At 63.7% G+C, this 13,413-nt stretch carries 10 protein-coding genes; 9 read left to right on the plus strand and 1 reads right to left on the minus strand.

The features are described 5' to 3' along the window. The first annotated feature begins 611 nt into the window (after window positions 1-611). The 8 genes from NET03_RS11160 to NET03_RS11195 all read left to right on the plus strand — a co-directional run bounded on the left by NET03_RS11160 (window position 612) and on the right by NET03_RS11195 (window position 10,263). Window positions 612-1,163 (plus strand): VIT1/CCC1 transporter family protein, encoded by a 552-nt coding sequence (locus tag NET03_RS11160; RefSeq protein ID WP_252129003.1) that lies wholly within the window; start codon window positions 612-614, stop codon window positions 1,161-1,163. 316 nt (window positions 1,164-1,479) lie between these two features. After that, on the plus strand, window positions 1,480-2,175 hold the full coding sequence (locus NET03_RS13865) for a flagellar brake protein (protein ID WP_252129004.1): 696 nt from the start codon (window positions 1,480-1,482) through the stop codon (window positions 2,173-2,175). An 888-nt stretch (window positions 2,176-3,063) separates the two neighbouring features. Next, a complete protein-coding gene (locus NET03_RS11170; RefSeq protein ID WP_252129005.1) occupies window positions 3,064-4,611 on the plus strand; it encodes a flagellin N-terminal helical domain-containing protein in 1,548 nt (515 codons plus the stop codon). A gap of 596 nt (window positions 4,612-5,207) precedes the next feature. Then, window positions 5,208-5,555 carry a hypothetical protein gene (locus tag NET03_RS11175; protein ID WP_252129006.1) on the plus strand — a complete coding sequence of 116 codons (348 nt, stop codon included), beginning with the start codon at window positions 5,208-5,210 and terminating at the stop codon, window positions 5,553-5,555. Between the two features lie 1,088 nt (window positions 5,556-6,643). Continuing rightward, window positions 6,644-8,542, plus strand: coding sequence for a chemotaxis protein CheB (locus tag NET03_RS11180; RefSeq protein WP_252129007.1), 1,899 nt, complete (start codon window positions 6,644-6,646; stop codon window positions 8,540-8,542). Window positions 8,543-8,568: 26 nt separating this feature from the next. Further along, the gene (locus tag NET03_RS11185) at window positions 8,569-8,949 is read left to right on the plus strand and encodes a response regulator (RefSeq protein WP_252129008.1); all 381 of its coding nucleotides are present in this window, start codon (window positions 8,569-8,571) and stop codon (window positions 8,947-8,949) included. A 32-nt stretch (window positions 8,950-8,981) separates the two neighbouring features. Beyond that, window positions 8,982-9,494: a chemotaxis protein CheX gene (locus NET03_RS11190; RefSeq protein ID WP_252129009.1), complete on the plus strand. Its 513-nt coding sequence runs from the start codon at window positions 8,982-8,984 to the stop codon at window positions 9,492-9,494. 19 nt (window positions 9,495-9,513) lie between these two features. Beyond that, window positions 9,514-10,263 (plus strand): hypothetical protein, encoded by a 750-nt coding sequence (locus NET03_RS11195; protein WP_252129010.1) that lies wholly within the window; start codon window positions 9,514-9,516, stop codon window positions 10,261-10,263. A gap of 691 nt (window positions 10,264-10,954) precedes the next feature. Here NET03_RS11195 and NET03_RS11200 read toward each other — a convergent pair. Further along, the gene (locus NET03_RS11200) at window positions 10,955-11,563 is read right to left on the minus strand and encodes a hypothetical protein (RefSeq protein WP_252129011.1); all 609 of its coding nucleotides are present in this window, start codon (window positions 11,561-11,563) and stop codon (window positions 10,955-10,957) included. A 1,261-nt stretch (window positions 11,564-12,824) separates the two neighbouring features. Here NET03_RS11200 and NET03_RS11205 point away from each other — a divergent pair. Next, the coding region (locus tag NET03_RS11205; RefSeq protein WP_252129012.1) for an MCP four helix bundle domain-containing protein at window positions 12,825-13,413 on the plus strand (589 nt) is incomplete at its 3' end.

The raw sequence follows: 13,413 nt of genomic DNA on the forward strand, positions 1-13,413 counted from the left end.
AGTAGCTGCGCGGTGCGGCTGCCGTCCTCACGCACCTCGTACCGTACCACCGGATGCCGCAAAGCGGTACCGGGCGGTGGGACGGTCGTCGAGTTCGGGCGCTCGGTGCCGCGCATGGCTCATTCGTCAAGCCGGAAGGTGCTGAGTGGCGCAAGGGGAGCCTCTCGCCTTCTCGGAGCTCGCGGCTGGGGCGCACTTCGCCCCTGGACCGGTGTCACCGACCGCCGAGGTATCCCCGGTGGGGTAACGTGAGCGCGGCATTCTCCCGTAGGGGCGATGCGGCAGGCCCGCGCGTCGTACGGTGCAGGAGAGGTCGGTGAGGGCATGGGACCGCCCCTGATGGGCTGAAGGGGCCGGGCTTCGGCGGGTGTCAGCCGCATGACCCCACTACGGACCTGCTTGTCCGGCAGGAAGGATACCGGCGCGGTACCGCACGCCTGTCCTCGAGGGGCAGGTACACGTGGTGTGGGACCTCGGGGGTGCTAACCCTGCGCGGGTCGGCCGTATCCCAACTCCAGTGCTGCACGTGGTCTGTCGTCACATCCTGTACTGCTGCGGTGTGCTTGTTTGCTGTATATGCGAATGAGTCTCATTCGCAGAAAGGGTCAGTGGTGACACGGTGGGTCGACAACGGAGAGCTGTGGACTGCCGATCGCCCCTGGTGGGCCTGTCTCCCTCTTCAGCACAGCCGTTTCGATGAACGCGGCTTTGTCTTGCAGGTTGTCCAGCCAGGGCTGCTCGGGCTCATGGACGGTTCGGTCTCGACGCTCGCCCCGATTTTCACGAGCGCTTTCGCCACGAATCTCTCGCGTGTCGCCTTCCTGGTCGGGCTCTCGGCCTCGATCGGCGCCGTCATCAGCATGGGCTTCGCGGAAGCACTTTCGGACACCGGTGAGCTGACCGGACGCGGTGGTCCGATCCAGCGGGGCCTAATCACCGCTGTCTCGACGTTCCTCGGCGGTATCCTCCACTCGCTGCCCTTCCTGATACCGCACGTCCACCATGCCTTGTCCTTCGCGTATGTCGTCGTCGGCGTCGAGCTCGTGGTCATCGCCTGGATCCGCTATCGCGTGTTCCAAATGCCGCTCACCAAATCGATCGTCCAGGTCGTCCTCGGCGGCGTCCTGGTCTTCGCGACCGGTGTGGCACTCGGTTACGCCTGAGTTCGTCCCCGGAGACGTTGCGTGGTTCGGTATGGCGGTGGATGACAGGGTAGTCTCCCCGGCGTTCCGGCGTATCGACTCTCCGGCGTCTTCGGAGAGGTGGCTCATGGCGGTCCCTTCTTCGCTGCGCGCTCACCGCGCCCCCTTACTTGGACGGCTCCCGTCCACCGTTGTGCCGCCGGGTACTCCGATCCGCTTCCTCCGCGGGGCCAGTGGGACACTCAACCGTTCCGGTTCAGCTACACTTCCAACAGGCTCCAGGAAAACGGCCTTCTAGCCGATGCTGAACGTGAGAACCGAGAGGGGACAGGCAGGCGTGGTCCAGCAGCGACCGACGACCCAACCGCCGAAAGGGTTCACTGTCTGGCAGGCGGCCGAACTCGGCGTCGCTGGCCGTGACGGACGGCTCACCTGGCACCGCACGCGGATCGAGGACTTCAGTCCCGACGGTCAGCGGGTCGTCGTCGGCTGGCCAATGGTCCAACTCGCTTACGTCTCTGCCCACCGCGGCGACCTGGTCTACCTCGGTGCCACTGTGCCGGACGATGCCCTCTACGTCGTTGCCTGCGAGGTCGTCGCCGCGGTCCTCGAGCCGCAAGCGCGGTTGGTCCTCGCCCCCGTCGGACCGTGGGAACGGATGCAGCGGCGGGAGCACTGTCGCGTACCGGTCACGCTGTCCCCGCAGGAAGTGCTACTCCTGCCTGCTGAGGGCGACCCCCAGCCGCTCAAGGGGACGATCATCGATCTCAGCGCTGGTGGAGTCCGTTTCCGCTCGCCGCAGCAACTCCGTGTCGGTGACCGCCTCGCGCTCCGCTTCACGTTACCCGGCAGTGCGCAACCGATCGGTACGGTTGCCGTGGTCCGGCGTGTTGCGCCGGTGGAACGGGTCGACCCGCCGCGCTGGGACCACGGTTGCCAGTTCGAACGACTCGACCGTCGCACCGAAGACGCGATCGTGCGCTTCGTCTTCCAGCGCCAGCGCGAGCTCGCAAAGCAGTTGCGGGACAGTTGACCAGCTGTATCCATCCCGGAGGTGTCGCAGGGCGAAAGGCCGGGCGGTGCCAGCGCTGACCGACAGTGACTTCGGCAGTATCAGAGGCGTCCCATCTGCCGTGCCCGGTGACGCGTGCGCGAGGCACGCATCGCCCCCGTAGGGGCGCGATGCATCGCGCCCGCCGGCCTGAGACCGCGTAGCACCCGCCGGTCCACAAGGGCTGGCATCATGCCGTCGGCGGTCCTCTGGTGCGGATCCGGGATCGTCACGTCACCGCGAATCGATCCCCATGCCCTCTGGCGCGTGCGCGAGGCACGCATGACCCCGCCGTAGCGGGCGATGCATCGCACCCGCGCTCTGGGGCGCTCCCCGCCGGCTGGGATAGGCCGGCCCACACTGTCGGGACGCTGCCACGGCGGCTGCTGTCCGCGGGCGCCCGAGCCCCGCCTATCGGCGCCGTGGTGGCACGCGTCCTGCCCGTCGCGCACGGTACGCGCCGAAGGCGCCTCGGCCTGTCAGCGTGTCTGGTCGGCGAGGGACCACCTGTCGGCTGATGAGCGTGTTGGGCCGTCCAGGCTCGGCCGAGCCAGCGAGTGGTGGCTGCTGGCAGCCCCGCTCTGAGCTCTCGCCGTGCGGTGCGCACACGACCTCCTGCGCGCCTCGCGGACGTCTGCCGCTTGGGGAGCGTCGCGACGCTACGGTGCCTCGCCTCTGCCGGAACCGGTACTTCCTTCCCTATCGAGGACGCCTGGCTGCCTGCCGAAAGAGGAGAGCAGGAAGGAGGCTCCGCCGCCGGGTGAGGCGGCATGACGGACGGTCAACCGCGGGCGACGGCGAGATGGTCGCAGGAGTACAGGCGGTGCAGGGACGCGCCGGTAGACCGAAGAATGGCAGAGGAGGCCAGGTATGCGGATCTACAACAACGTGAATGCGGTCAATGCACAGCGGAATCTCTCCATTACCGGCTTTGCGCTTGCCAAGTCAATTGAGAAGCTCTCCAGTGGCTTGCGCATCAACCGGGCGGCTGATGATGCTGCTGGGCTCTCGATCTCCGAGAAGCTGCGCGCTCAGATCCGGGGCGTGATGCAGGCGATGCGCAATGCCCAGGACGGCGTGTCGATGATCCAGACGGCCGAAGGTGCACTGAACGAAGTGCACTCGATGCTGCAACGCATGCGCGAGTTGGCTGTCCAGGCTGCCAACGACACGCTGACGACCGAAGACCGAGCGGCGGTCAATAGCGAGCTCCAGAATCTCCAGCAGGAAATCAACGCGATCGCCAATCGGACCACCTTCAACGGGAAGCTGCTACTCACCGGCTCGTTGGCGACGAGTGTCGACAGCACATCGCCATTTGCGGTCGGTAGTCGTGTCGGCGCGCAAGGGACGGTCACCAACATCACGGTCAACGGGACGGTCGCGGATGGTACCTATGCGATCACCTATGACGAAGCGACCAACCAGTTAGTCGCGACGGATGCAACCTCGACGTTCTATGCGAGCCTTCCGGCGGATAATGCTGCTGTTCCGACGACGATCAACTTCGATGATGGCAGTGGCAATGGTTTCACGTTGACGGTCAGCAGCGGTTTCCGCACGAATGACTTGCTCGGGCGCTCCCTCGAGGGACGCAGTATCGAAGTCTCGAGTGGCGCCATCGCCGCGACCTCTGACTTGCGTGGGACACCGAATACCCAAATCCAGACCGCTCTCGGACACGTCGCTGCGATCGACGTGAGTGGCGCGCTCGCCAGTGACACGTACACCTTCAGCTACAACCAGGTGAACCGAGAAATAACGGTCACGCGTGGGTCAGACGGTGCGGCCCAAACCATCCAGTTGCCAGCCGCCTTCTCCGTCGCAGCAGGAGGTCGCTACACGCTGAATTTTGAGGCACTCGGTGTGAAGGTGACCTTCGAGACCACGACCGGTTTTGGCAATGCTGATGACCTTGGCTTCGGGCTCGACCGCTATCAGCTCACCACCGCTGGTGATGGCTCGGCCCACTTCCAGGTCGGCCCGAACAGCGGTCATTCGTATCTGGTCGCCTTCAGCCGGGTCCTCGTTGACAGCAACTCAGCAACGCCTGCAGCGCTGCAAAACCTCTATGCGCAACTCACCAACTTCGCCGACATGGTCGATAGCTCGCCCGGGACCAACGCGCAGCAAGTGCAGGCAGCGCAGGACTTGATCACAGCGATCGATGGCGCAATTAGCTACGTGAACCAGGTGCGGTCGAATCTCGGTGCCGCCCAGAACCGGCTCGAGCACACGATTGCCAACTTGGGTGTCCAGCACGAGAACCTGACGGCTTCGGAGAGCCGGATCCGCGATGCCGATATGGCTGCCGAGATGGTGACGTTTACCCGCAACCAGATTCTGCAGCAGGCCGGCGTGGCGGTCCTGGCTCAGGCGAACGCAATGCCGCAGTCGATTCTCTCGCTGCTGCGCTAGTCCCGCGCATCGCATGCCCCGGTCGGGACTCGTCCCGACCGGGGCGTTCTTGTTCGTGCGGCGGTCTGGTGTGGTGGCTGGAGAACCTTGCTCGCGCGCTGGGCATTGTGGTCGGTGAGCACAGGCAGGGGTTGCTCACAAGGGGTGAACGCTGTGCCGCACTGCGGGCAACGCGCTCGAGGGCTCGCGTGTGCGGCAGAGCGCAGACGTCCAACGCGAGCGGTGGGCAACACCGACTCGTGCAGTGCGCAGTTCTCAAGACTCCATGAGGGCAGCAGCCACCGGGCATCGCGCCAGACCGGCGTCGCGACCAACCATGGCCGCTCCAGCACGCCACATCGGGGAAGGGTGAGACACGGGCAGAGAACGTGATAAACGGGGCGTCCGTGCAGGAAGATGAATGATTGAAGGCGTGACAAGATGAAATCGCACTCAGCTCTTTTGGAAGTGGACGGGGCTCCGTCTCGAAGCGCAGCGGCGTATGCCAGGTCCCGCACCGATCGTCGCGCTGGCCGAACTGACAGTGGAGCGTGCTGCCGACGGGACTCCGGTGCATCTGCGTGGCGCTCCGGCACTCCATGGGGTCACAACCCAGTTTGACTGTGAACCTGCTGAGTGGACAGGCGACACTCCGCGATGCGCGTGGTCTGAGTTGGTCAGGGACACTCGCAGCGGAGCCACCTGAGCTCCGTACCCTGGTCGCCGCGGGCAGGGAAGTTGTCCAGGCAGAGGCAAAGGATCGCGGCGCACTGGCACCCTGGCGCGAGCAGGCCCAGTGCGGTCCAGGATGTGTCCAGAGGGACGGCAACGCCTCGCTCGGCGATGCGACGAAGGGTTTCCTCCTCCGCGTAGACGACGGCCAACTTCTGATGTGTCTCCGGGCGATGCGGGTTACACGCGAGTGGCAAGCAGTGATCCGGCGTTCTCTCCACGCATCGGGTTGACCGAGACGGGGTACCGGCTTCGGACGGTAGTGCTCCCCCGTCCGTGCGGTCCGGACACGCGGGACCGGGTGAGGTCACTAGCCACCACTCGACTGGTCTCGAACGCGCTCGCGTCCCCTCCCCGCCTCCCCACTCGTGTAGCCATGCCTACCGGGATGAGAGTGCTCACACGTCACCAGGGCCGTGACGTGCTTCTCCTGTTTCGCGCCAAGCGGGGTGAGGACTCACCTGATGGGCACTCGCCAAAGACGTCTGAACCAGTGAAACCGCCCGTGGGCGCATCCCCGGATATGATGGGACGGAGCGGGAACGATCCTGCACCTGTTGACGATGGCTTGCTCGCAAGGCTTGCGCTCCATACCGTGTCTTCTGCACCCGAGTGGAGCGCATCTTTCGTGCGCCTGGCGTTCTGCCGCAGCGAGAGGAGTGTTCAAGTGGGTGAGGGAACAGCGCGCCCAATCTGCCCAGCTCGTAGCGGTTGGTCTCCGAACGTGAGTATCTCCTGGAGCGGTGCTGTGCACCACGACCGTGTGTTGGCTCATTCTGGTTCGGGACGCGGAAACCGCGCTGACCGGGCCCCTACAGCCTGGGCGTACTGTCTCCTCCCCATGAGGGTGGTGCCAGCGAGAGCGGTGGCTCGTTCCCCATAAGGGATAGGCTACCGCGCACTGACAGCAAGACCAACCCGCAACCCTTGCTCTGTCTGCCAGAGGCAACCGGGTTAGGAGCGGTGGACAAAAGAGCCAGGCAGCAACACCGCTCGAGGAAGACGCGCACGCTGCAGCGATGATCGGAGCGCGCGAGCGACGGGGCGACAGAGAGAGTGCGTGGACGTCCGGATGTCGCTGCTGCCTTGGTGCTCGTTTGAGCGATGACACGGTATGCCGAGGAGGAGGGCGTTCTCGGATGAGAGGATGGGGACGGGTTTGGGCTCCTGACGAGTGACGGAGCACCACGTGCTGCCGGGACGATCGGCGTGGGCGGTCCGGGACGAATGGGTGGGGTGTGGCGGGCGAGCACTCCCTCAAGCGCGGGATACGTCCTGCCGTTCTCTTTGCTGAGGGATGGTCCGGAGAGGGAGAACCAGGGTGAGCGAGGAGCTCCTGCGACGGGTTGGTGAGAAGATCTTTCCCTGCCTAGGGTTTAGCCCGACCGAACTCTTGTGGCAGCGGCTGGCGCGGGTCGTGCAGCAGGAGGCAAAGAGGGCAGGTGCGGCCAGTGCCGACGAGTTCCTGCAGCGGGCACTGCGGGGCGAGCGAGCGGTGCTGGAAGCGATCTGCCAAGGGCTGACGATCAATGAGACCTACTTCTTTCGTGAGCCGAAGCACTTCGACGCCCTCCGGCAGCTCCTGCCCGAACTCGCGGCGCTGCAACGGCCGCTGCGGATCCTCTCGGCTGGATGCTCGAGTGGTGAGGAGCCGTACTCTCTGGCAATGACGGCTCAGGATGTGCTTGGTCCGCTTGGCCACAGCTTCGAAATTTTGGGAGTCGATTTTGATGCTGAGGCGCTGGAGCGCGCTCGACACGGTTGCTACCGGTCTTGGTCATTCCGCGATCAGGGGATGGAGCGGGCACGTGCGTATGTCGAGCAACGTGGCGAACTGTGGTGCGTGCGGGAGAGCATTCGTGCACACGTGACGTTTGAGCAGCTGAACCTGATTGAACGAGTGCCGACCGGGCCATTTGCTGTGATCTTCTGTCGGAATACCCTCATGTACTTCACGACCGAGCACCGGAACGCGATTGTGCGGCGTTTCACTGAGGAGCTCTTGCCCGGGGGGGTGCTCGTTATCGGTTCAGCCGAGACTCTGGAGCGGCCGCCGAGCGAACTCGAGCGGGTGACCGTTGCGGGAGCGTATCTCTACCGAAAGCGCTCGCGTCAGGCCAGTATCAACGCGGTGACCGAGGGGGAGCTACTCCGGGTACTGCTTCTCAGCACATCGCCCGTCACGCGGGTCGCTATTCGGCAGGCGCTGCGTCTTCTGCCGGGTGTCGAGCTCGCTGGCGAGGTGCGCTCGTTCGAGGAGGTGCGGACGCGTCTCGAAGACCTCCCAGCCGTTGTGCTTGTCGATGCCTTGGAGAGTGAGAGCGTACTCGAACGGCTGGCAGGTGTGCAGGGCTGGCCGCTTGTTGTTCTGGTTGGTCCTAAGGTGCTAGCGCCGCGCGGTGTTCCGGCTGTTGTAGTACCGGAACTTGTTCCCGGTGCAGTGCGGCGGGTGGCTCCGGAGCTTGGCGAGGCACTCGCTGCGGCCCGTTCGCGCTTCCGTGATCGGCCGAAGATCGAGGGTTCTGCGAAAGTGGGAACAGGGATACTACGGAAACCGAGCCTGGTTGGGAGTGCGGTGCGCCCGAACGGACGGTCTGGTGCGGGGGCACCTGCTGACCCGGTACGTCGTACCGCTGAGCGACTCTTGCTGATCGGCTCGTCCACTGGTGGCCCGGCGGTTGTGGCGGAGCTCGTGGCTGCGCTGCCGCTCGGTCTTGGGGTTGGGGTGCTGGTGGTCCAGCACATGCCACCGAACTTCACACGAAGCTTTGCCGAGCGGTTGGCGCGGGTAGGTCAGTACGCGGCACGTGAGGCGGAGGATGGGGAGCTCGTGATGGCGGACACCGTGTTGGTGGCGCCCGGCGGTCGAAATCTGTTGCTGACGCGGGCAGGAAGGGTGCAGGTCGTGCCGCCGGAGCCAGAGGATATCTACGTGCCGAATGTGAACCGGGCGTTCGTCTCGGTGGCGCGGGCTGGCTGGGGGCCGCGGGTTATGGCGGTGATCCTGACCGGGATGGGGGATGACGGGGCGGTGGGGATGGCCGAACTCCGGGCAGCGGGTGCCGCCACGCTTGTGCAGCGGCCAGAGGAGGCGGTGGTGTCTGGAATGATCGAGGCAGCGCTCGCGCGGGGCGGGGTGCAGAAGGTTGTGTCCGCTGCCGATATCCCTAGTGAGGTCGTGCGTTGGGCTCAGCGTGGTGTCATGGTTCCGCCACGCTGAGTCGGGAAGAGCACATGGGGGGCGCAATGTTGAAGGTACTCATTGCTGATGACTCGAAAATGATGCGTGTCATGCACGTCCGCTCACTGCGTCAGGTGGGCTACGAGGTGGAGGTCAGCGAAGCGAACAATGGTGAGGAGGCCCTGGCGCAGTTTGAGCCGGGCAAGTTTGATCTCGTCATTGTCGACTGGAACATGCCGGGGATGGACGGCATTGAGTTTGTCCGAGCGGCGAGGGAGAAAGAGAACGGCGCAGCTCGGCGGACACCGATCCTGATGATCACCAGTCAGAGTACCGAAGAGCAGATGCTGAAGGCGAAGGACGCTGGGGTTGACAACCTTTTGACGAAGCCAGTGACCCCCGAAGCGCTTGGCGCTGCGCTGGAAATGCTGCTGGCCCGTGCCTGAGGGGTGGAGCCGAGACGGGGAGGAGCGGTGTCGTGAGCCACGCGATTGTGCAGGAGCTGACGACGAGCGGCCGGCTGGTAGAGTTCATCGGGCAGGCGGCGCGTGAAGCGCTCGAGCCACTCTGCGGCGTGGACGTGACCGTTGTCGGAGAGGCTGAACTCCCGTGGGCGCATCCCCCAGTGGGAATCGCCCTCGTGACGGTGGTGGATACAAGCGGCGGAGGGTTTCAAGCAGTCGTCTGGCTCGGTGGAGAACTGGGGGCACTTGCCTCGGTCGCTGAGGTCTTGCTCGGAGAGCGGCCGGACGGTGAGGACGAGATGTTGCAGGATGCTGTCCGGGAGTTGACCAACATCCTGGCCGGGCAAATTCAGCGGCATCTTGCTGGGGTGGGGTTGCAGATGGGACTTGGACTCCCGGTGTATGTGAGTGGAGCAAAAAGCCTGAACGTGGGAGCGAGTCTTTCCAGAGGAGCTGCAGTGCGAGTGCAGGTCGGGTTACCTGACCAGCCGGTGCTCGATGTCGGGTTTGCTGCTAAGGAGGGCTAGAAGCAGCAAGGAGTACGCCATGACGGTCAAGGTTGCGCCGGTCTTTCCAGCAAGCGCGCCCCTAACGCGCAATCCCAAGGTGCCTCAAAAATACCGGCCGGTGCTCTGGGAACAGCATCTCCTCCCGACGGTGGCCGAGAACTTGGCGACGTTGCTGGGGATTGCGGTCGGGTTTCTTCCGGAGTCGATCGTCGGCGCACCGTTCGAGCGGAGGAGGTTCCCGGCTCAGTCGGGATGGGCGTTGGCCCGTTTCCGGATCAACCTGCTCGACGAGCAGGTACCGGCGTACCTCCTCCAGCCACTGGCCGAAGCGCTTGACTGGGGAGCGATCGGGTTACGTCGCCCGGCGGCGACGCGTGAGGCGCCGGTGGTCGGCAAGGACGGGGTGCAGCTCAGCGAAGCGCAAGAAATGGACCTTGCAGCCTACCATGAGGTTTGCAATGTTGTGACCTGTGGGGTGCTGGCACGCGCGTGGCGGAACAAGCTGGAACGACCGCTGTACATCCTGTTGGATGGGGTGGAAGCCGTCACACCGGAGCAGTTCCCGGCGGAGCTCGAGCAGGGGAAGTGGCTCATCTTGCAGGCGAGCTTCGGCTACAGCGAGCGGCCGGTCAAGCCGGTCAAGGGGCAGCCGCCCCAGTATGAGAAGCAGACGGTCTGGCTTTTTGTCGTGCCAGAATCTCTGGCCCTGGCGGCGCTTTGGGGTGCACCGGACGGGCGAGAGAAGGACAAAACAGCATGGCTCGCGAGTACGGGCCAGTGGAAGTAACGAGGATCAAGGCGTAGCCACTTGGCGATAGATCAGGGCGTTCGACCAAGTGGGAGTACAGACAAGAGAGCCGATTGCGGCCTTTCTCGTCTCCTGGGAGGGTGGAGTGTATCGTCCAGTGCTGCCAAGGTCCTGCGTTAGCATCGGCTCTCTCAGGTGCGTGCCTATCCGCAGTCGCGCTCGGAATCGAGTAATGGAACGTGCGTCTTCAGCTGATCTCACGGCGTGAAAACGTTGGATCGCGCTGGCGAGAGCGCTCTCTGACTGCCCAAGGGAGATACTCAGCCGGCCAAGGGTATTCCTTACATGAAGGAAGTCGCAGGTGCGAAGAGTGTCATTCGTTGGGTCGAGTAGCTCTGCCTCAGGGGTGATGGTCTTCGCAAGTGGCACCTGCTCCGGGGACGTGTCTCGGGGCTGGTGCATTTGCCGAAACCCCGCCGTGTATCCCCCGAGGGCTGGCACAACAGAGCACAGTTGAGGCTCTCGTGGCACGTGCGTCCGGCGAATGTCGGGCACTGCTGTGTTTTCGGTTTGGGCATTCCTGCACACCCGCAGGCGCAAGACCCTGACAGGTCAGCTTCCTGTAGCTGCGGTTATCTCCTTGATGAGCGATGGATCGACATGCAGACGCTTCAAGACTTGTATCAGAACCAACTCGACCACTGCTGCTGCTCGTTGATTTGCGTGTATCTCAATGGTGCGAGTGCCTCACCGCTTGTGAGGACCAGTATTCGCTCAGCAGCATGGAGGTCTTGTCTCGCCAATGTCCCTTCAGCGTGAACCTGTTGCTGTTGGATACCGCTGCTGTGTCTGCTTCAGAACTGGTTCGGTATGAGACGACGCTCGCCAGGTGGACCGGTGGTTGACCAACCCTTGTCACGACGTGGTCGAACTGGAGCAGGATACCTTCCACCTTGATGACTGCACCCTGATGCACCCCATCCTGGTCAAGATACGCTTGCCAGGCTTGGGCAAATTGTGCAGCTGCAGTGCGAGCAGCATCGGGATCGGGAAAGCGATACACACTCGTCTGGACAGACAGCCACTCGAACTCGGGCTGTTTCGGGTTGCTGATGTGCGATATCGCGATTGTACTCTCGTCGAAGCCGTCGAATACTGGTGGCTGATCGGGGGCAAAGCGCGGCGCTTCGGCTGAGTGGATCGTGCGCGCCTCGATCATCCAGCCAGGCGGAACATTCGGTGTGGCCAGGAGTTCGCTCAGTGGCTGACTCGCCGAGTTCTGTGCTGCGGCGAAGAAGATGGGCGGGCGAAAAGGAAAGCCACATGAGCACTCCGCCAATGACGAGAAGAAGCGCGGTGAGTGTGTGCCGATGCCGCCAGGTCATGATGACTTCCTACCTGATTATCCAACCCACATCGGAGCGCGAGAGTTCCTCGGTGTCCAAGCCTCGGCTCGCTCGCTGACGCAGACGACAGGATAGAGCCAGCTCTTGGGCAAAAGGAGAACGTTCCGCTGCGCGTCACCTCAGTTCGTCCAGTTCCAGTTGCTGATACAGCCGTGGTTGCTGCTTCACGTGGCAGCATCTCCGCCCGGCCTCACAAAGTGCTGGTTCTGACCATACTTGCCCAGGGAAAAGGCACCGTACTCAGCGAAGGGCAAAATCCCAGCGAGCTTGGCGACTTGCCAGGCGCTTGTCGTGACCCAGGAACCGACACTGGCTGAATGGGGCAGAGCGAGTGCAGCCAGGGCAAAGGTGAGAACGAGCAGGAGAGTCCGGAACCAGCCTGGTGACCTGCGGGGGCTTCCCTTTCAACAGCTGTCGTCTTGCCAGCAGGGCTCGGCCACCAACAGAGTAGCAGAGGGAGAGAGTTGTCAAGCATGGTTGCACGTGGGCCGTTGCTCGGGGGAGGGTGTGCTGAGTTCGCGCGGCTACTTCTTCCGCTGCCGGCTGCACAAAGCAGGGTGACTGGGGCGTGCGGCAGGTTCTGGTGTCTATCAGCTGGGGCTTGCGGTGCTCTCTCGTTGTTCGCTTTTCGATCCGTCAGGCGTCCCGTGCCTGTTCGACAAAAAGGAGTCTGAAAGCCTGGTCGCTCCAGAGCCGGGCAGGCTTTCCCCACTAACGCCCTGTGTGGTCGAAGAATTGCCCAGCGGCGAGAGGCAGGCATGGCATCATCTGCTCTGCGATGCTGCTGTCACCGGGGACTACGGTGGCGACATCCTCTGGCCGGCATTAATCCGCTGTGTATTGTTCCGCTGAACGAAAGAAGTCGGGCGGCTCAGCCTCTCGGTTCCTCAATCGGGTTTCCACCACACGAAATGGCAGCGATACCAGAAGAGGCGGCAGCTTCCCTGTGATGGTTGCCGGAAGAATCACGTCTCACGTGTGTAAGGCAAGACCTTAAGCGTGGGATAGTGCAGCGGCGCGGACGATCTCGGTCGGGAGCGGTTCTCCTCTCCGCGACCTTTCCGGCGACGGCCGGCACAGGTTACACGGTGGGCCAGAGCTGGTACTGCTTTCCCGCCGTGGCAACTCAAGCAGACTGCGGTGTTGTCCGAAATATCTCGGAGAAAGGGGCAGGTTGTTATTTGGGGGGGTTCCATGATGGCGCTTGGTTTCAAGGGGAAGGTGCTCGGGATCCTGGCGGCCATGGCCGCTGTCTTCGTACTGCTCGGTGCGGTGGGCTGGTTTTGGATCTCCAGCAGCTTGCGGGAAGTCGCCACGGTCGAAGAGATGAATGGCGTACTCGCGACCGTTGGCCAGATGTCACGTCGCATGACGGAGGTGCGCACGAGTGTCGTTGCACACGTGGGAGCGACAACGAATGCCGATTACCGGAAGCAACTCGATGCCCGGATCGCTGAGCTTGACCAGATGATCGCGACCGACTTGGACACACTCGCGGCGACTGCGCATACAGCGGACGAACAGCAGGCGGCACAGAACCTGCGTGATGCCTGGAAGACCTATCGAGACTCCGCAGAGCGCACGCTCCAGCTCTCCCGTCGCTACGACCTCGTTGCAGCCCAGCAGAACATGACGACCGATGCAGCGCAGAAGTTCGAGGCGCTCCTGCAGGCGATCCGCGACCTTGAGGCAGTCTCGCGGGCCGATGCCCAGGCGGCGGCGGATCACGCGCAGGCACAGCTGGGGCTGCTCCGCATTGCGATGGTAGGGGCGGCGGGGCTGG

It is taken from the genome of Thermomicrobium sp. CFH 73360 (assembly GCF_023806465.1).
Lineage (GTDB): Bacteria > Chloroflexota > Chloroflexia > Thermomicrobiales > Thermomicrobiaceae > Thermomicrobium.

Excerpts from the sequence above, each read along its gene's own strand:
- NET03_RS11170 (WP_252129005.1), top strand. The coding sequence starts at position 3,064 with ATGCGGATCTACAACAACGTGAATGCGGTCAATGCACAGCGGAATCTC.
- NET03_RS11185 (WP_252129008.1), top strand. The coding sequence starts at position 8,569 with ATGTTGAAGGTACTCATTGCTGATGACTCGAAAATGATGCGTGTCATG.
- NET03_RS11195 (WP_252129010.1), top strand. The coding sequence starts at position 9,514 with ATGACGGTCAAGGTTGCGCCGGTCTTTCCAGCAAGCGCGCCCCTAACG.